At 37.7% G+C, this 19,535-nt stretch carries 16 protein-coding genes, 1 pseudogene and 1 riboswitch; of the genes and pseudogenes, 3 read left to right on the plus strand and 14 right to left on the minus strand.

Annotated elements, in window-relative coordinates; translation table 11 throughout:
- Window positions 1–38: 38 nt before the first annotated feature.
- From BLL40_RS00065 to BLL40_RS00100, 8 genes are all read right to left on the minus strand, one after another.
- On the minus strand, window positions 39–740 hold the full coding sequence (locus BLL40_RS00065) for an ankyrin repeat domain-containing protein (protein ID WP_073709879.1): 702 nt from the start codon (window positions 738–740) through the stop codon (window positions 39–41).
- Window positions 741–979: 239 nt separating this feature from the next.
- Entirely contained in the window at window positions 980–1,666 is a 687-nt protein-coding gene (locus BLL40_RS00070) for a response regulator transcription factor (protein ID WP_073709880.1), read from the minus strand.
- Entirely contained in the window at window positions 1,663–3,111 is a 1,449-nt protein-coding gene (locus BLL40_RS00075) for a sensor histidine kinase (RefSeq protein ID WP_073709881.1), read from the minus strand. Before BLL40_RS00075 ends, BLL40_RS00070 begins: the two co-directional genes overlap by 4 nt.
- 644 nt (window positions 3,112–3,755) lie before the next feature.
- Entirely contained in the window at window positions 3,756–4,694 is a 939-nt protein-coding gene (locus BLL40_RS00080; RefSeq protein ID WP_073709882.1) for an AEC family transporter, read from the minus strand.
- 118 nt (window positions 4,695–4,812) lie between these two features.
- On the minus strand, window positions 4,813–5,997 hold the full coding sequence (locus BLL40_RS00085; protein ID WP_073709883.1) for a M20 family metallopeptidase: 1,185 nt from the start codon (window positions 5,995–5,997) through the stop codon (window positions 4,813–4,815).
- 19 nt (window positions 5,998–6,016) lie between these two features.
- A complete protein-coding gene (locus tag BLL40_RS00090; RefSeq protein WP_073709884.1) occupies window positions 6,017–7,507 on the minus strand; it encodes a tripartite tricarboxylate transporter permease in 1,491 nt (496 codons plus the stop codon).
- Between the two features lie 22 nt (window positions 7,508–7,529).
- On the minus strand, window positions 7,530–7,979 hold the full coding sequence (locus BLL40_RS00095) for a tripartite tricarboxylate transporter TctB family protein (protein ID WP_073709885.1): 450 nt from the start codon (window positions 7,977–7,979) through the stop codon (window positions 7,530–7,532).
- Between the two features lie 28 nt (window positions 7,980–8,007).
- Complete coding sequence (locus tag BLL40_RS00100) at window positions 8,008–9,009, minus strand: tripartite tricarboxylate transporter substrate binding protein (protein WP_083566137.1); 1,002 nt, start codon at window positions 9,007–9,009, stop codon at window positions 8,008–8,010.
- A 221-nt stretch (window positions 9,010–9,230) separates the two neighbouring features.
- Here BLL40_RS00100 and BLL40_RS00105 point away from each other — a divergent pair, with 221 nt between their 5' ends.
- Window positions 9,231–10,148, plus strand: a complete 918-nt coding sequence (locus tag BLL40_RS00105) for a LysR family transcriptional regulator (protein ID WP_073709887.1) — start codon at window positions 9,231–9,233, stop codon at window positions 10,146–10,148.
- Window positions 10,149–10,270: 122 nt separating this feature from the next.
- Here the strand turns inward: BLL40_RS00105 and BLL40_RS00110 are convergent, their stop codons facing one another.
- Window positions 10,271–10,684, minus strand: a complete 414-nt coding sequence (locus BLL40_RS00110; RefSeq protein ID WP_073709888.1) for a hypothetical protein — start codon at window positions 10,682–10,684, stop codon at window positions 10,271–10,273.
- 241 nt (window positions 10,685–10,925) lie between these two features.
- On the opposite strand from BLL40_RS00110, the gene BLL40_RS00115 reads away from it, so the two are divergent.
- Together BLL40_RS00115 and BLL40_RS00120 are read left to right on the plus strand one after the other, a co-directional pair.
- Window positions 10,926–11,231: a hypothetical protein gene (locus tag BLL40_RS00115; protein ID WP_073709889.1), complete on the plus strand. Its 306-nt coding sequence runs from the start codon at window positions 10,926–10,928 to the stop codon at window positions 11,229–11,231.
- A 613-nt stretch (window positions 11,232–11,844) separates the two neighbouring features.
- Window positions 11,845–12,186 (plus strand): helix-turn-helix domain-containing protein, encoded by a 342-nt coding sequence (locus BLL40_RS00120; RefSeq protein ID WP_073709890.1) that lies wholly within the window; start codon window positions 11,845–11,847, stop codon window positions 12,184–12,186.
- Window positions 12,187–12,444: 258 nt separating this feature from the next.
- On the opposite strand, the gene BLL40_RS16720 is transcribed toward BLL40_RS00120, so the two are convergent.
- The 5 genes and pseudogenes from BLL40_RS16720 to BLL40_RS00145 all read right to left on the minus strand — a co-directional run bounded on the left by BLL40_RS16720 (window position 12,445) and on the right by BLL40_RS00145 (window position 19,485).
- Window positions 12,445–12,570, minus strand: coding sequence for an anti-repressor SinI family protein (locus BLL40_RS16720; protein ID WP_083566140.1), 126 nt, complete (start codon window positions 12,568–12,570; stop codon window positions 12,445–12,447).
- Between the two features lie 21 nt (window positions 12,571–12,591).
- A riboswitch (cyclic di-GMP riboswitch) is annotated at window positions 12,592–12,677 on the minus strand.
- Window positions 12,678–13,886: 1,209 nt separating this feature from the next.
- Window positions 13,887–13,994: pseudogene (locus BLL40_RS18175) on the minus strand (amino acid transporter); the annotation flags it as partial.
- 1,230 nt (window positions 13,995–15,224) lie between these two features.
- Entirely contained in the window at window positions 15,225–17,528 is a 2,304-nt protein-coding gene (locus BLL40_RS00135; RefSeq protein WP_073710356.1) for a family 10 glycosylhydrolase, read from the minus strand.
- An 828-nt stretch (window positions 17,529–18,356) separates the two neighbouring features.
- Window positions 18,357–18,677 (minus strand): hypothetical protein, encoded by a 321-nt coding sequence (locus tag BLL40_RS00140; protein ID WP_073709892.1) that lies wholly within the window; start codon window positions 18,675–18,677, stop codon window positions 18,357–18,359.
- A 277-nt stretch (window positions 18,678–18,954) separates the two neighbouring features.
- Window positions 18,955–19,485, minus strand: a complete 531-nt coding sequence (locus BLL40_RS00145) for a hypothetical protein (RefSeq protein WP_073709893.1) — start codon at window positions 19,483–19,485, stop codon at window positions 18,955–18,957.
- Window positions 19,486–19,535: the final 50 nt, after the last annotated feature.

Raw genomic sequence — 19,535 nt, forward strand, 5'->3', positions numbered from 1 at the left:
AAACAACGTCATTTTACGGATGAAGGTTTATATGATGGTTATTTGGCTCCTGCTTTTAACAAAATTTGTTCAATCTCTTTAAAGCCTTTCTCACGTGCATGCTGTAAAGGGGTCACATTATTCTGATCAGATATGTTCACATCCGCCCCATGATCTATAAGCAATTGTATCGTTTGCTGCTGTTTTTCATTTCCATCATTCAAAATAACGGCTTCTAATAAAGCCGTCCAACCTAGATCATTTACATGATTAACATCGGTATCCGTGTTCGTAAGAAGTTCTTTGACGATCTTCACATATCCATGTTCCGAAGCAGGGATCAAAGCCGTTCCCCCATAGCGGTTCGTCATCGCTGGATCGGCACCTGCATCGATCGTAAGCTTCAAGATTTCATGGTATCCTTCCGCACCCGCATACAGGAAGGGATTGTTTTTCATGTTATCCTGGATGTTCACGTCTGCACCTGCGTCGATTAGAACTTTTGCGGTCGCAGCATCATTGTTATAAGTCGCTATCATAGTGGCAGTTCTCCCTTTTGAGTCCTGTATATTGATATCGGCACCTTCCGTAATCAATTTACTTATCGTTTCCGTTTCTTTACGCTCAGCTGCTTGAATAAGTTGTTCATCCACTTCATTTCCTGCCTCCTGTTCCTGTTTAATTGGGTCTTTCTCTATATTTGAGACACACCCCTGAAGGATGAAAATACAACCTATAATTACTGTCAGCCACTTCCACATGAAATACACCCCCCTATCTAAAATTATGTTAATACGTAATCTTAAACTCCCTCTAAACAATTTCTTAAAAAAAGATAAACTTATTAATAAAATTTCTTAATGTTTATAAAGTGAAACTTCATTCAAGGAAGTTCTTCATCCCCACTTATCTTTCTGTTCAAATTCTTGAAGCCGGGTTCTCCGTTAATGCGGGAGAAAAAAATCCCGTCACCTTTGTGACAGGACATGAAACACACTATTTAAACATTAAAACGATATCCTGCACCCCAAACGGTTTCCAAAAATTTTGGATGGGCAGGATCTCTTTCGATTTTTTCACGTAATTTTCTAATATGGACAGTCACAGTTGAAACATCTGCAGCTAACTCCAACTCCCAAATACGTTCATAAAGCTGCTCTTTACTCAACACTTGATTTGGGTGCTTCACAAAAAACACTAACAAATCGAATTCCTTTGTAGTAAATGGAATTTCCTCTCCGTTAATATGAACTTTACGGGCTAACTTATCAATTGAAATCCCATGGACAAAAATGGTATTTGTCACCACTTGACTTCCTGCTAAACGTTCATAGCGCGCTAAATGCGCTTTCACTCTTGCTACTAGTTCACTTGGACTAAATGGCTTCGTAATATAATCGTCTGCCCCTAAACCGAGACCTCGAACTTTATCGATATCTTCCTTTTTGGCGGATACAAGCAAAAGCGGAATGTTTTTAACAGCACGTATTTGTTTGCATATCTCAAATCCATTTACCCCTGGACGCATAATATCTAGAATAATTAAATCATAATTTCCTTGAAGACCCTGCCTAAGCCCACCATCACCTGTATGTTGAATATCGACATAAAAATCATTAATTTCTAAATAATCTCTTTGCAATTCAGCAATACTTACTTCGTCTTCAATAAGTAATATTTTTTTCACATTTTCTCCCCTTTCTTTAAGGTAAAGAAGATACTTGTGCCTTTTCCAATCTCACTAGTAGCCCAAATATCCCCTTCATGCTCCCCGATAATTTGTTTTGTAATTGCAAGACCTAAGCCACTTCCTCCTGTCTGAGAATTTCTAGATTGTTCCGCACGGTAAAAACGGTCAAAAATATAAGGTAAAGCGGAGGGCTCTATTCCATGACCATTATCTGTTGTCTGTACCGTGACATTCTCCATTCCTTCGTGTAGAGAAATGATAATGTTCTTTTGATCTTTATTCATATATTTCACACAATTACTGATTACGTTAGCCATTACTCTTTTTAATTTTTCTCTGTCTGCTGTCACATAAATAGGCTGATCCATAAGATGAAGGTCAATCTGAATTCCCTGTTGGAGCAAATCGAGATAAAGCTCTTCAACAAAGTCGCTCATATAGTGATTTAGTTCGACCTTTTCAAAAGTAAAGGGCTCTTTTTTTAAATCCAGCTTGGAAAATAAAAATAGTTCATCAATTAATGAATCCATATCTCTTGCTTTTAAGTATACAGTTGACAAATACTTGTCCATTTTCTGTGGAGTATTTGCTACGCCATCTTTAATCCCCTCCACATACCCAATAATCGAAGTAATGGGTGTCTTTAAATCATGTGAAATATTGGACAGAAGCTCTTTTCGATTTTCCTCGTACTGAAGTTGGAGATTTACAGACTCTTTTAATTTTATTCTCATCTCTTCAAACGTTTGATTTAATTGTCCAATTTCATCATTTGAAGTAGCCTTGATTTCAAAATTTAAATCGCCTGATTTGATTCGTTCTGCACCTTCTTTAAGTATCGAAATAGGCCTAATAATGCTTCTTGAAACTAAATAGTTCAAAAGGCCAATAATCACGATAAACAGAAAAAGCAACAGACCCGATAAAATGGGAAACAACTCTCGGGTCAACTCTGCATAGGAACTTACCTTTGTCAATATAAAAATGCTTCCTTTGCTTTTATCTGAAAAATAAAAGTCAAACTTCACATACGTGAAAAAAAGGTTTTCCATTTTTATCGTATCACGCGTGTTAATGTTCGTTTCTTCAAATCCTGGAAGAGACTTAAGCAACGACTGCTTGTCAAGTGTTTGGGAAGCATACACCACGTTCGTATCTTTTCTGACAACAATTTTAATATCCTTCTTTTCAATTTTCTTCAGCTGCTCTTCGTTTAGAAGCTGCTCAGGATTATTTTTAGCCAACAGCTTTAAATCGAGAAACGCGCTTTCTTCTACTGTCGTTAATGGCTTTTGGACATACGATTTTTTGTAAAAATGCTCTATTGATTTTATATCGCCTGTAATTGTAAATATAATTAAAAACCCAGCTACCAACAGTAAAGCGACAGCGATAAGTATCACGCCAACGTAAGACAACAGAAATCTCGTTTTAATCGATATGATGAATCACCCCCTTATCCGCCTTTCACTCTGTTAGAAAACTGTTCTTGATCATTAGCTTGTTCTTAACGTGCATAAACTACATATTCACATTTGGAGATCATTTATTAATAAAGTGAAACTTCATTCAGTGGGGGTTCTCTTCATCCCCCACTGAATAAAAAGGAACTCAGGTAAAGAGCGCCGCGTTCTGCGGCAATACCTGAGTGACCGGCTTCGGCCGGCCCGAACCAATCGGGCTTTTACGGGCAGTTGATCCCCCGCTTATCCTCCTTTTCTTTTCGACGGCTTGAAGCGGGGGTCTTACTGCCCGTTAATGCGGGATAAACTAAAAGAACCATATCACATAAATATTAAAACTTTCTAAAATATTTATGAAAAATCCCTAAACAGCTTACAATAAATCACTTAATTGTTTGTCATTCAATAACTCGAACACATCGTACGGGCAGGTGATGCGGTCAATAATGCTTTCTCCAAAACAATGAACATCTGGAGACTTCAAGATCAGCTAAATCAAAATAAGGAGCGATTACCGCAATTGCAGCCCATAATGGATGAATAATAAAAAGCAGCCAAAGCTTTATCAAAAAAGCGCTCGGCTGCTGATTTATTTCTAATCGTTCGGGTGTATATAGATTCCCCTACAATACATATATATTTACTAAATAGATCATAATTGGGATCGTGAGTAAAGCGAATAATGTAGATAAGACCGTTGTGATAGCACCGATATCTTCATCCGCTGAGTATTTCGCAAAGAGGATGGATGCTAATGTAAGCGTCGGCATCATCGATTGAACGAGAATGGTTTGGGCGATGGTCTGTTCTGGTTTTAAGAAGATCATAAGTAAAGCAACTAAAGCAGGAAGAATGAACAGTTTAGTTGTTAAAGGCAGCCATACTTTCGATCCGCATTCTTTCACTTTTGTTCCCTTTAGCGTCATGACGAGCATACCTATATAAAACATCGCTAACGGTGCAGCTAATGCGGCTAATTGGTCAACAAGATTAATAATCAGAAACGGAGGTTTAATATGAAAATAAGCAATGACCAATCCTCCTATAATCGCGATAATCGGCATGTTGATCATCGATTTAACTGTTCGGAAGTCAAAAAGTTTATTCCGCTGAAGCATCAATGCTCCGAGCGTCCATATCGTAAAATCAACTCCTGCATCAAAAATAGCGGCATAAAGTGCACCTTCAGGGCCAAAAAGCACGGCGCATAACGGAATGCCGATAAACCCTGTATTGCCAAGACCTGATAACAAGGCCAATTCTCTATTATTAGTGGAATGGCGATAAAAAACAGCCGAAAGCAGCCAGCCTAAACCAATACCAGCCGCATTGATCAAGATCGATAAACAAAAAACAAAGACGATCATCTTAAATGTATTCTCATTCATTTCAACGTGAAAAATACTCGACAATATAATACAAGGCATCGCCACATTCACGATTATACTAATGAAAACACTTCTTGTGTCCTCATTGAAATGATACGTTCTCGACAGAATAGCCCCGATCATAATCATCAATGAGATAATGACAATTGATTGAATAACTACGTTTAGTTCCATATTGATACCTGCCTATTCCAATAACTTAACGAAAAATCGATCATAACGATTAGTCCATTTATCTTAAAAAAGTACCATGCAATTTTATTTACATGGTACTTCCATACGTCTGAACTGCTTATTTCTCTTTGTCACTGCCTAACGACTCCCGAACAAATAACAAGATTGAATTCGCTAATAGCTTCATTCTTGGAAGAAACGTATCTTGTTCTAAATACTCGTCAACAGCATGCCATTTCCCGCCTACTGGGCCCATTCCGCAAATGGTCGGAATGCCGAGTGAGGCTGCAAATCCTGCATCAGCTGCTCCCTTTGTTCTTTGTTCGGTTATAGGCAAATTCAGCTCTTTAGCAGCCGTTTGAACAATTTTGTATATACGTGAAACCCCTTCATGTTTTTCCATCGGCAGCATGCTTATGCCGCCTGACAACTTGCTTTTTGTTCCTTCTATATAAGATGTGCTGACAATCGACTCAATCCCGCGGTAAAGCTCGTTAAAATCTTCCTCTGTCCAAAATCCGGAATGGATCGTCGCGGAAGCATGAGGTGATACGACGTTATTACTAATACCGCCTTCTACTTTGCCAATATTAACGGTTATTCCTTTTTCAACGTCCATCAGTTGTTTAATTTTAATCATTTTCAAAGCAAGTTCATCATTTGCACTGATGCCGTCTTCGATAAATGCCCCAGAATGCGCTGCTTTCCCTTCAATTTCGATCTTCATATGAGCAGATCCTTTTCTTGCCGTCACAACCGAACCATCTGGCCGGCCCGCCTCTAAATTGAATACAGCAAGAGCATTTTTAGAACGCTCTTTGATTACATCTCTTGATATAGGGGAACCAATTTCTTCATCGGGTGTAAACAATAATTCAATATCACACATTTCACCATTTGCGAATTCTCTCAAAGCGACAGCGGCATTGATCATTGTCACAAGCCCCGCCTTCATATCCGATACACCTGGTCCCTTCAAATGATTGCCTTCAACTGAAAATGGGCGTTCTGCTGTCGTTCCCGGCGGATGAGGCGTATCCATATGCCCCATTAATAAGATCTTCCCCTTTTTTTGTCCTTTAATGAAAGCGATAATATGGTTGCCATATTCTTCATTGTTTAACACTTCATATGGAACCCCTTTTGCAGCAAGTTCTTCCATAATGACCGCACCAACTTGATTGACACCCTCTTTATCGTATGAAAAACTATCAATATTGACAATTTCTTTTAGTAACGAGTAGGCATCCCCTTCTTTATTTTCCAAATACTCATTGATGTTTTTGAGAACTTCATTTCCCATCGTCTACTTACTTCCCCCTTTAAATTGTCCGCTCATTTCTAAACTTCTTATATTCATTGAATCCAATTTTGCCGATCACAATGAACGTAACGGACAAAATGACTAAACTAACCGGTCTTGTTAAGAAAATGGTTAAGTCTTGCTCCGATAGCAGCATCGCTCTTCTGAAATTCGTTTCTGCGATCGGCGCTAAGATCATTGACAGTAATAATGGAGCTAACGGTAAATCCGCCTTCAGCATGATATATCCTAACAACCCGAAAGATAGCATGATTAAGACGTCAAACATAGAATTGGCGATAGAATAAGAGCCTAATACACAAAGCACGACTATAACTGGCATCAGAATGCCCTCTGGAATACGAAGTAGTTTTGGAAATATTTTCGTGGCGCCTAACCCTAAAAATAAGGTAAATATATTTGCTAGAATGAGTGCTGCAAAGATTCCATAAACAACGTCACCGTTCGTCGTAAATAGCATTGGACCAGGGGTTAATCCTTGAATCATTAAGGCCCCAAGCATAACAGCCGTGATAACATCCCCAGGGATCCCCAACGTCAGCAGTGGAACTAACGCACCGCCAGTAACCGCACTGTTAGCCGATTCCGTTGCAGCGATCCCATCAATATTGCCTTTACCAAATTGTTCTTTATCTTTCGATGCACGTTTTGCTTCATTGTAGGCAACAAAAGATGCAACACCTGATCCTGTTGCGGGAATAATCCCGATAAAGGTGCCTATAGCAGATGACCGTATAATATTAAACCAGTTCTTTTTCAACTCTGACGCCTTTAAGCCGATGGAACTCGTACTTACTTTACTTTTTAACTGTTCACTTTTCCCTTCAATCCTTGTCAATACTTCAGAGATCGCAAACAAACCTACAAGTGCTGGTACAACATTAATTCCATTCAGTAAATTTGGATTTCCAAACGTGAATCGATTCGTCCCTATAATTGGATCCATCCCGATCGTTGCAATAAATAATCCTATTAGACCGGCAATAATTCCTTTTAATAAAGACTTTCCTGAAACACCGGCAACGATTGACAACCCAAAAACCGCTAAAGCGAAATATTCAGGTGGGCCAAAAGACAAAGCCACTTTCGCTAATTGGGGAGAAACAAGAATTAAGATGGCACAACTGAAGATTCCGCCTAATACAGAAGCAACGGTCGTCATCGTTAATGCTTTCTTCGCTTCCCCTTTCTTTGTTAATGCCGGGCCTTCAAGCAATGCTGCTGCCGCTGCCGCTGTTCCCGGAGTACCAACTAGAATAGCAGTGATAGAACCTGCATACACCGCACCGACGTAAACCCCCAATAGAGCACTAAACGCAATAACCGGCGGAATACCGAACGTAAGCGGGATGAGCAAAGCAAGGCCCATCGTTGCTGTTAATCCAGGTAATGCTCCAAAGACAATCCCTAATGCAACTCCTGCTAAATTAGCAAGAAGAGCGGCTGGAGCAAGGGCGAAAAGTAATCCTGCAATGATATCTGGGGACATATACACCACTCCTATTTAAAGTTTACGGTAATGGAATTTTAAAAAAGGTCGAAAATAGAAAGTATAAAGCAACAGGTATCACAACAGTCGTTGCGATCAGTAACGGGATTTTTCGAATGTTAAATACCCACTGTCCGATCAGCAGAAACACAATTGTAGAAATAATAAATCCTGTCATAAAAAACAGGGTGATATACCCAATTAGTATTACAATGAACGCCAATACACTTAAAACGACTTTTTTATCCACGTCTAGCGTTTCTGTACTCTTTTTATATCTTCTGATTGCATTCACAATTAAGAAAAGTGATGAAATAGCAAGTAATGAGAGAATCAGCTTCGGAAAGAAATCAGGCCCATACTTGATTGTAGAATTTGGATCCGCTAAATCCATGGAAAACACATAACCGATAATGGATAACAGCAGCAGAACGATGCCTGTGGAAATATCACTTACTTCTTTTTTCATCATTTTTAATATCTCCCCTTATCGTATTGTTTTATTTCAGCGACTGAATGACCTTAGCATTTTTTTCATTTTCTTCTTTCACTTTTTCAGTAAAATCCTCTGAATTAAGATACTTGATGGGAAGTCCTGCATTTTCAAATTGTTTTTTAACGGTGTCATCTTCTAATGCATTCTTAATACTTTCATCTAATATATTTACAATTTCTTCAGGTGTATCTTTTGGTGCCATGAAACCAAACCATGCACCTTGTCCGATCAGATCATAGCCTAACTCTTTAAAAGTAGGAACATCTGGCAAATCAGCTAAGCGCTCATCCGTCGTTACGGCAAGAATATTTAATGAACCGCTTTCCTCATGAGGTGTGATCTCTGAAATCGTATTGGCTGATGCTGTAACGTGATTTCCCAGTAATGCGCTGACCGCTTCTGCTCCACCGCCAAATGGGATGTGTTCCATATTGGTACCTTCGATTTTGTTTAAGAAATCTGACATTACAACATGCTGGTGTAACCCTGCTCCTGTCGTTCCATACGTTGCTTTCCCTGGATTTTTCTTTGCAAATTCCAATAGTTCTTCCAACGTTTCAATTTTTGAATCTGAATTAACAGCAAGTCCATATGGTGCTTCGGAAACTTGAGCAATCGGATAGAAGTCTTTCGTTACATCATATCCAACGTTGTTTGCATTAGGTGTTAACGTTGATGGCCCAACAGCGGTCATAATAATCGTGTATCCGTCCGCTTTTGATCCTTTTACTGAGTTCATTCCTGTTGCCCCTGCTCCTCCTGGCATAGCTACAACGTTTACTGCTTGTCCAAGCTGCTTTTGAAGGGATTCTCCAACGAGTCTTGCTTGAATATCTGCACTTCCTCCAGCTGCATATGGAATAACTAAAGTGATCGGGCGTTTAGGATAATCCACCCCACCATTTGAAGCGCTTTCATTCTTTGCTCCATTGTTGCACCCTGCAAGTACTGCGAGAACTAAGCTTAAACATAATGATAATAATACCTTTTTCTTAAATAACATCATTCTTCCTCCTTTGGCGTTCTGTTTTGTTAATTTCTTCTTTCTTCCTGAACTATCTCGTATCGTCCAACTGCTCAATACATTCAATTGATCAGCGAGTGAATCTTCTGAAGAATAAAGATTAATCTGATAATATATTGATTTTGTATAAATGTAAAATATATAATAAGTGTATTCTATATACTTTCTATATATATATTATTCTATTACGAAGGAATGATTATGTGGATATACAAAAGTTAAAGTACTTTATTGTCATTGTTGAACATGGAACGATTTCCAAGGCGGCCCTTGCTCTTAATATGACCCAGCCCCCATTAAGCATGGCCATAAAAAGTTTTGAGGAAGAGCTTGGTCTGCGGCTATTTAATCGTGTTGGAAAACGGTTGCATTTAACGGACACTGGGAAGTTGATGTATGAGCGTGGAAAAGAATTACTCACCTCTATGGAAGTCGTTGTCCAAGAGGTTCATGAACACCAATCCGGGAAACGGGGACGCGTGACGATTGGATGTTCTACGGTAGCCAATCTCACGATTATTCCTGAAGTCGTACGGCGGTTAACCGAACGATCCATTCAGATCACGATTCATGTCAAAGAGGGAAATGCGGCTTACATTTTAGATCAGCTTAGACATCATAAAATGGATATTGGCATTGTCAGGAATACGTTTAACAAAGATGACTTGCATACGACAGCGTTGCTGACAGAACGGCTGTTGGTCGCATTACCACCCGCTCATCCCCTTGCGAAGGAAAAGTCCATTAAACTAGAGGATCTAAAAGACGAAAGCTTTTTCATGCAACATACGACTTTCGGCCATGGCATATCTGATGACATTATAGAAGCGTGTGAAATCCGGGGCTTCACACCAAATGTTATCTACTGGGGAACAGAAACATTACCAATGCTCAGTATGGTGAAAAAAGGATTAGGGGTTGCCTTTTGTCCGGTAGCCTTCGCTAACCTTGCTGACTTTAACTTACCCCCATTGCTGGAGCTGTCCGAACCTCATCTTCATGCAAAATTAAATTTGGTTACGTCAAAAAACAGTGTGAAAAAAGCAGCAACCGAGCAATTTTTAGAGATTACAAAAGAAGTAATTGAAGAGATGAGAAGTTCTGTTGCGAAAAATTGGTGAAATGCAGATACAGCTGCCTTTCAAAAGAGGGTTTTTAATACACATGTTAAAAAGTCTAATTTCTCTCTTGGAACAGGAAGAAATTAGGCTTTAATTCTTTCATAAGCATAAAGAAAAAAAGTTTATTCATTTCTTTTCTTTAAAATATCTTGAATGATTTCTATATGAACAGCCGCCCATGATTTTTCATGAAAGTGAAGAATAACACTGATAAAAAGGATCGTAATATAAATGAAAACAAAAAAAACCCAGAGCAAGCTCCCTTCATCGAAAAGAAATTGCTGCAACTGTTTAGCAAACAGAAAACAAAGCCATGGGACAGCAGAGACATAAATAGGTATCGTTCCCGAACCCGTTTTCTCTTTAATCATGCGGTAAAGAATTTTTTTTAATGTACTGCTATCGATCGCTTGATAAAGACGCTGAATTTCATCAATTTCCATCAATTCCTTCATCTCGTCAAAAGATTGATCCTCACCATAGACCTTTTTTAGTCGAAGATATATTTTGTGAACATCCCCGCGTAATGAAAACATGTTTTCATCCCCTTTAGTAAGTATTCTCACTAAAAGACTTGCCATTTATATTTTTATTTATTCAAAGGCTCTGTTAGATTACTTTCTTAATTGTTGGCTTATTATGGAACCTTTATCTTTTTTCAAGTAACGAGCTCTTTTTTTACATTTACATAGCTTGTATGTTTACTGACCTGTTTAATTTTTAAATCAATGGGTATTCTACATAATAATTCAGATTCTGCCAAAGGAGGACATAAAAATGGATTTTAAGTGGAAAAATAAATTAATCGTCGGGGGAATGGCTGCTACATTAACACTTGGTGGACTAGCCGGGTGTGGAGATGGAAAAGATCAGGATAATGGAATAGATGACGGTGAAGTCGATGATCAGTTAGATCCAGAAAACAACCCTGTCGATGAAGATAATGATGTAAACGATGGCGTTGATAATGAAAACAACAATCCAGATGATGGACTTGATCAAAATAACGGGATTGGTGATGGTGAAATCGATGATCAGCTCGATCCAGATATCAATTCTCCAGAAGGGGATAAGAAGCAATAAAGTGAATCTTCCATCAACGGGGGTTTTCTTTCATCCCCCGCTGATAGTTAGATGAACCAATCGGGCCTTTACGGGCTGTTTGTCCCCCCACTTATCCTTTTTCAATTTCTCTAAGTTTTGAAGTGGGGGTCTTACTGCCCGTTAATCTGCGATAAATAAGGCTATTTGACGTTTTATCAAAAAATTGCCCAAGAAACTTTTATTTAAAAAGCGCAACGCTTTCAAATGGTGATCATCCCTTTAAAAACGTTGTGTTTTCTTTTTTGTATTCGAAAAGATGTAAGGTTGGAGGAATGATTCTTCTACTTTTATTTAAAATTGTTCGTTATTACGTATAAATAGTGTCAGATGTATTAAGTAGCTTGCACCTTTGAACGAATAGTAAATTAGTACCTATTTGCATAATCACAAGTAAACCGATTATCCAAATGCCAATACAAAAACAATGATGAACACATATATTTTTCGTAACAAGTGTTAACAAGAACGGATCACTCGCTATATATCATATATTTAGCACATTATTTACTCACATAGCTTTATCTTTTTATGCTTGTCATGTTAGTATAAACTAATATATATTAAATTTCAGTATGTTTTAAGGGTGATTATAATGGCTATAGGGGAACGGATCCGCGAACTTAGGATAAAAAAAGGATTGTCATTGACTGAGTTAGCTAATCGAGCAGGCGTAGCAAAATCGTATATTTCTTCAGTTGAACGCCAACTACAATTAAATCCATCCATCCAATTTCTAAATAAAATATCTAGGGTGTTGGATGTGACTGTTGAAAAATTAATTCATGAAAATAACAATGAAAATGAAGAGACCGATATTGATATTGAGTGGCTTGAACTTGCTAAAGAAGCCATGGAGTCCGGTATTAGTAAAGAGCAATTCAAACAATTTCTTGAATTTCAAAAATGGCAGAAATCCAATAGTTCCAATAATTAATACAGCTTTTATTAGGACTTCTCTTGTTTACATTGTGCATACTCTATTAGGGAAGTCCTAAATAAACATCAAAATTCATCCGGACACTGTGTCATGTCAAACCCATTTCATTCAGCTCTTGTTATAAATGCTCTGACTAATAACGATTGACTGTTTCTTCTATCAGTCAGTCATTTTTCGAACATTCAGTTAAATATTCCCCCGCTTTATTTCCTTAACCGATCTAATCGGGATCACAATTCATGTACTATTTTTTCCTTATTTATGTTTCCCGCATTCACTTTTTAAAAACTGCTTCACTTCTTGAATGGATACCCCTAAACTTTTAGCCTCCTTCATCAACAGAACCCACTCTTTTTCAACTGTACTTTGTTCTTTGTCCATAAAAAGAATCCCCCTAATTATATAGGCAGCCCAGCCATCATAGCATCTTCCCCCTTAGACCTGTAACTTTGCGTCCTTATTTTTCAATAAGTTTGCCTTTTCTTTAATTTTTATATACAAATTGGCTTTTAAAAACAAGAAATGTAAAGGTTGATTATTCTACGGTATTATATAGCATTCCAACTGTATAAGCCTAACTTAGTACTCATTTTTTTGTTCATTATCTTTGATATATTGAGCATCTAAGTTCGTAACTAATTAGGTTTTCTCTGTTTGGATGTGAATACAATGAGTGGATCATGAGTTTGGATACGCTGTACATCCCATACCATGCTTTCAAATTGATTATGTGACCATTCAACCAGTAATAACTGTTTCGTATTTTCAATCAACTGTACTTGTAGACCTATAAAAAGATGGCCTGAATATTCATTTGGGATGTTCATTGAACCTATTATTTTAATGCATTGAACAAAGTCTTCTAACGTTATATTTTCAAAATTCACAAAACTTATGTTATGTTATGAACCTTCTGAAAAATCTTTCAGTGAGCCTTTTGCCGATATTAAAAAGTCTTCTTCTACCACCACCTCATTCTTCTGAGCTGTATTCCATCAAGTAAACGCTTTAATTCTTGAACTCTCATTTTTATTTGATACTAAAATGCCATCTGGGCTGGCAGCGACTATAACATTATTCACACCCTTGACTATAATCAGAATACCAAGTTCATTAAACAAGGTGAGTATGGTAGAATCATTGTTAACTATTCCATTTTTAATGTGTAACCATCTCTTCTGTGAGCATGTTCCCGTTTACCAAGTATTCCTCATATTCGTCGTATGGAAGAGCTACTATCTTTCGTATCTTCTCTAGTACTTCATCATCAAATGATTTTTTGGTATTATATAATTCCTCATACTAGATAAGAAGTCCTTTTTCTTCGAGGAAAGAAATTATATCACTTAGCCTAAGTGCCACTACTCCTATATTCCAGAGAACATGTTTTTCAATTATAAAAATCCTGCCAAGTCTGGCAAAGAAGCAATGTAACATGAAACATTTGATGGTGACGAATACACACGGCTAGACTATAAAAAAGGTAAAGAAATGTGAACATACAATGAAGGATGCCTCTTCTTTAAAACAAGTAAGGGCCGTTCAAAGGTTACTTCTTCCTCCTGTATTTCGATTGCAATTTTATTCGCTTTAAGCAAACTTTCGGTGCCTGAATAAGTAAGAATAAGAACAAAACATCAAAGTGACTTTACAATAACTTTCAGGAAAGACGATTTAATTAACTAGGATACATCAAAATACGCCGTATCTGTTGCCATAGCACCGATGCCAAAAATCCAGGCATGAAAAAATCTATTTTTTATTCCGTTATCCAATTGTGCAATATTGACAGGTCCGATAGACACAGATTATTTTCATTTCTAAAAAATATGTAACGAACCTTTTAACATAATAGGCTTAATCTTGTCGATGTTTATATTATTAAAAAATAATATAACATAAACATGTGAGTAAAGAAAGAAAGGAAATCAAAAAGGCTACGGTTCTATTTCACTATTTCATATCAAAAAATCTTCTGATATGATGTCGTTCCCCCTTTCGCTAAAATAGAAAGGGTAAAAAGAGAGAAAGTTTTTAAGCTGGTTTTTCTCTATTTGCGCGGCCACCTGTTCTTTTATCTGGCATTAACGGGCAGTAAGACCCCTGCTTCAAGACTTCGAAAAAAAAGAAAGATAAACGGGGGATCAACTACCCGTAAAAGCCCGATTGGTTCGGGCCGGCTGAAGCCGGTCACTCACGTATTGCCGTAGGACGCGGTGCCCTTTACCTGAGTTCCTTTTTATTTAATGAGGGATGAGCGGAGCACAGACTAAGATCGTCACGTCTTGCGACAACGTCTGCATGATTCACATCCTGTGAACCTAACTCCTACTGAATGAAGCTTCACTTTATTTGGCTGATGTTTGCAGAATCGAAAAAGCCGATCCGCCCCAGGCTTTTATGTTCCGTAAAAAGAGATCGCGTTGATTCCATGAAGTTAAAATCAGTTTTTCACATTGTGTTTGAAACAGGCTTCGAGCACTTTTTTCAATTAAAAAATTCACTCAAAATCAGTAAGCTTTCTTTTCATTAGATCACTCTAATATTCTTTATAATGTACAATCAGATAATTTTTGTTCTTTATAAAGTTTAATTCCTACGGAGAGTATAGCATGTATTCAATGATAAAATAATGGGCATTTATATCCATATTTTTCTTTTTATAGAATTAAATAGACTTATTTCTAAAAATATACGTTATAATGAGTACCAATATCTAAGATAGGAGTAACAAGGTTGTAAATTTTGAATTGGAGCGCTTCACTCTCAGGTTGTTATAACACTAATACTAAGCAATCATGTTTTCATTATTCTTTTATTTTGCCTGACTATCTAAAACCCCTCTTTTAAAGGGCTTCATCGCTGTGTTTTACTCACTGAAACAACCGATTTGTTACAAAATACAAGCTTGATTATTTTTACATGCGGAATGTCAAATTTATATTTAAACAACTTTATTATCACGTAACAGAAAAGCCGAGTCAAAAGTATCGTTATTTAACGACCTTTTGACTCAGCTTCTAGTGACAACTCTTTTAAATTGTTTTTAAATCAGAATTAAGAACAAAGCCAATGACGTTAGAACTAGATTGAATAAGCGTCCAGCTTCCAACTTTATAACCAATTATTACTTTCTCATTACTTTTAAGGATACCTGCTTGAGCATACGCTTCAGACGGTCCCTTCCTTATGGGGAGAGATTCCGTATTTACATACATCTCTTCGCTAAACGAAATCGCTGGATTGTTGATCCGAAGAGTATAGTCAATCGCTCTTGCTAAGAATATCGCAAAGTCTGCTCGGATAATACTTAAATTCGTTCCAAAAGTACCATTGCCTATACCTTGGGCAATCCCTCTTGAGGTCAGCGCTTTTTCAGCCCCCGACGTTGTATTTCCATAACTATAGTCAAACGCTCTGCTGATCATAAGAGCCATTTCGCCGCGTGTTACATTTTCATAAGGCTTAAATGTCCCGTCTTTATAGCCCGATAGAATCTTCTTGTCTGCAGCAGCTTGAATATACCCTGATGCAAACATGCTAGCACTGACATCATTAAAAGAGTTCTCTCGTTTTGTGCCATCAAGGTTTAAAGCACGGCCAATCATGGCTGCAGCTTCAGCACGTGTTACTTGTTGACTTGGATTAAAATTACCTTTGAGATCACCGTTCGTAATCGCTCCTTGCGCTAAGTATGTGATTTCCTTATACGCACGATAGGAGGAACTAATATCATTAAATATAATTGCTTCTCCCAGGTTGCTTCCTTCTCCTGAATGACTTCCTTCTTTCACAACATATGCATCTTTACTTTCAACACCCGTTGCTGACACAGATGTAATGCCATACGTATATACGTTGTTTGAATTTACTGTCTTGTCTAAAAATACCGTATTTCCTTTCGTATTATAGACAACATCCACGATGTTTTCCGGATCTTGATACGATCCTTCTTTGTTTCCTTCAAAACGATAAATTACATATTTTCTTGGCTGTTTACTATTTTGATCTTTGATTTCGAGCTTCATACCAGCCGCACCCTTATTCACCTGTACGGATGTTGGCTTTAAAGGCTGAGCATCGTTTTTCCAAGAAATCGCTGGAGTTACAGCTGTATAATGATACAGTTGTTGCTTCAAAATCGTTGCATATCCTAGTGAATTATGTTGGATGCTTTTTAAGGAAAAGTGCATTTGACCTTTCGCTGTTTTGTCCGTCCTGTTAGCGATTACTTGATTCGGCAGCTCCATTTTATTATTCCATGTTGCATCTGAGTCATTACCGACTTTGTAATCTGCTAAACCAATATAAAGATTGACAGGATGTACCTTCGCATACGTTTGTACTTCATAGCTCCACCAGTTTAATAGAGTATGATACTTCGCAGCCGACAAATTTTTAGACCAGTAAATTTGTGGAGTAATGTAATCTATGTTCCCGTCTTTTATCCATTGTCTTGTATCTGCATATAAATCATCGTAATTATTTACACCTGCTTGTGTATCACTTCCAGTCGGATCAAGCGATTTATTGCGCCAAACACCGAATGGTGAAATTCCAAATTGAACATGCGATTTAGTCGTTTTAATCGTTGAATACAAATTTTCAACAAGTTGATTTACATTATTTCGACGCCAATCTTCAATTTTTTTAAAAGACGTTCCGTATGTTTTGAATGCCGCTTGATCTGGGAAAACCTCATTCTTTATTTTATAAGGATAAAAGTAATCATCCATATGAACAGCATCAATATCATAATTCGAAACTAACTCTTTGACTGTAGAAATTAAATAGTTTTGCACTTCAGGAAGACCCGGATTCAAATAATATTGTTGCCCGTATTTCACTACCCAGTTAGGATTTGTACGAGCCACATTATCAAGTGCAAGACTTGTTAATGTTTGCCCTGGCATTGTTACTCGGTAAGGGTTAACCCATGCATGCAGCTCCATGCCGCGATTATGCGCTTCTTCCGTCATGATGAATAAAGGATCGTACCCTGGGTTTGTTCCTTGTTTTCCCCCTGTTATATACGATGACCATGGAGCCAGCTGTGAAGGATACAAAGCATCATTTGTTGGTTTCACTTGATAAATGACCGCATTGAATTTATTGGCCTTCAATTGATCCAATGTTTGACGTACCCACGTTGTATATTGAACTTTATTCATTCCGGCTTTCATATCAATGTTTTGAACGGTCGCAATCCAAGCTGCCCGCATTTCATGTTTAGGAGACGGATTGCTTGCTCCTTTCGTCGGCAAAGGAAAGATAGAAATAAATAAAACGAGTGTCATAACTGCAGATATCATCAATCTATATGTATCTTCTTTCTTCATATGCAAATATACACTCCTTGCTTTAAAATGGATTCATTTATCCCGCATTAACGGGCAGTAAGACCCCTGCTTCAAGACTTCGAAAAGAAAAGAAGGGTAGGTAGGGGATGAAGCCCCCCTCCCACCACTGAATGAAGTTTCACTTTATTTTTACTAGAATCACTTTCATCATTATGAGCCCTTTCGTCCCCAAGCGTAAAACAACAAGAAAATAAAGCTCCTCCCCAATTCTTGTATAATGAGTATTTAGGCACATAATTAACAGGCTACAGAAATGCTACCTATGCCTATTATAGGGCAAAGAGAAGGATTAGTCGAGAAATATACCCATATTTGTTATTATTATCTTTCTGATTCACCTGAACCCATTAGTATAAATTAGGTCTATCTTCTTATTCTCCTGTTCCAGAAACGAGTGATTTTGCCGGCCGCATGCCGATTCTTTTTTCATCAAAGACTGATAATCAGTGCCTCTTAAGCATGTCCAGCACCTCACACATGATCCGGACGGGAAACGCTTCTTTTTGCCCGTTACAGTTTCTTCTTTATCAACTAATCTACTATAATATTGTATAGCGTGGTTGTCCGAAAAGAAGAGCGAATGGATTAATTTGTAATTTATTAGGGCCTATAAAAATAAGGCGTAAACCTGCCACTAAATGTTCCTTTTTAACTATAAAACGGAGATGCCTCAAATTATTTTTTTGAGGCATCTCCGTTTTTAATGTTTCCCTGTACTCTTCAGCTGCGGATCATTGAATTCAGTGAGGTGAACTCGTCAAGAGAATTATTTTCATTCAAGTTACGTGCTGTTGCATTTTATGCATGTCAAATAGACGTTGTCGATGTCTCTTTTTCTGTGACCGATTGATGTTTGGCAGCACTTTTTAGCAACAAGAACGCGGTGACAAGATGCATACCCACGCCAACAACAGGAATCCATCCGACGATGGATATGACAATCCCTAAGATAGAAGCTGTTTTATTCGTTTTTTCTTTTGCGCTGTAAAACAAGGCGAACATGTGTAAAAATAACATGATCACAAGCGGACGCCAATCCCATGATACGACAAACGCAAGACTGATGTAAGGTATGCCTAAAAGAGCCTCAAGTCCGCCTGTTATCCATTTTAAACTTCTTGATACCATACTCCAGCAAGCACCTCCAATTTCCTCTCTTATGTTCATATATGAGAAAAAGTAAAGGTTTATACGAAACAAGAAGCAGATCGGGTTTTTGTATGGGGATTTAGTTGTTATTCGATTCATTATAAGGAAGATACGTGTAGGATTCGGAGGTGTCTTCACAAGGATAAAACGGTTACCCCGTTGGCTTTTTTCATACGGGGGAATGCCCTTATTTTATTGAAGAAAAAACAAATGCTTCCTGTACAGTAAGTAAAGTAGAATATAGGATTACATCTGATCAAAAGTTCTCTTTCAACTTTTCAATATGTGCTACTTTTTCTTTAAACTTAACGACTTCATTTTCTGATGCAAGGCTAAAATCTAAAACACATAGGGTATCAGCTTTACAATTTTCAATTCCTGGAAATCTAAATTTACGCAGTGCTCCTCCTTTACATGGAACCATTCGAGCCATACTAGGAAACCCTTGATCTGTTACCCATACTAACGTAGGACATCTAGCAGTTAAGTCAGCGTTGTCTTGAAAAGTGAATACATGAGCAAGGCGTGCTGCTTCTTCAACAGTTGCGATCCTCATGCCCTGTTCATTACACGCTGCTACCGCTTCATCGAAGTCCGCATTGTTTTGCATGTACCAGAAAAAAATTTCTGACTGACCGTCAAATATGGGCCCTTGAGATAATGACTCTCGAAGCGCCTCGCATTCTTTCGGTTCACACTTTGGTTTTCCATTAGGGCACTTACATTTACAATCACAATGATTGCGATGAATATTCTTTTTTTTACATTTATAACAATATTTCCCCACTGTAACACACCTTCCTATCATAATAATGAGAGATATTTTCTCTTATTACT

The sequence above is a fragment of the Domibacillus mangrovi genome, assembly GCF_001906925.1.
GTDB classification, from domain to species: Bacteria; Bacillota; Bacilli; order Bacillales; family Domibacillaceae; genus Domibacillus; species Domibacillus mangrovi.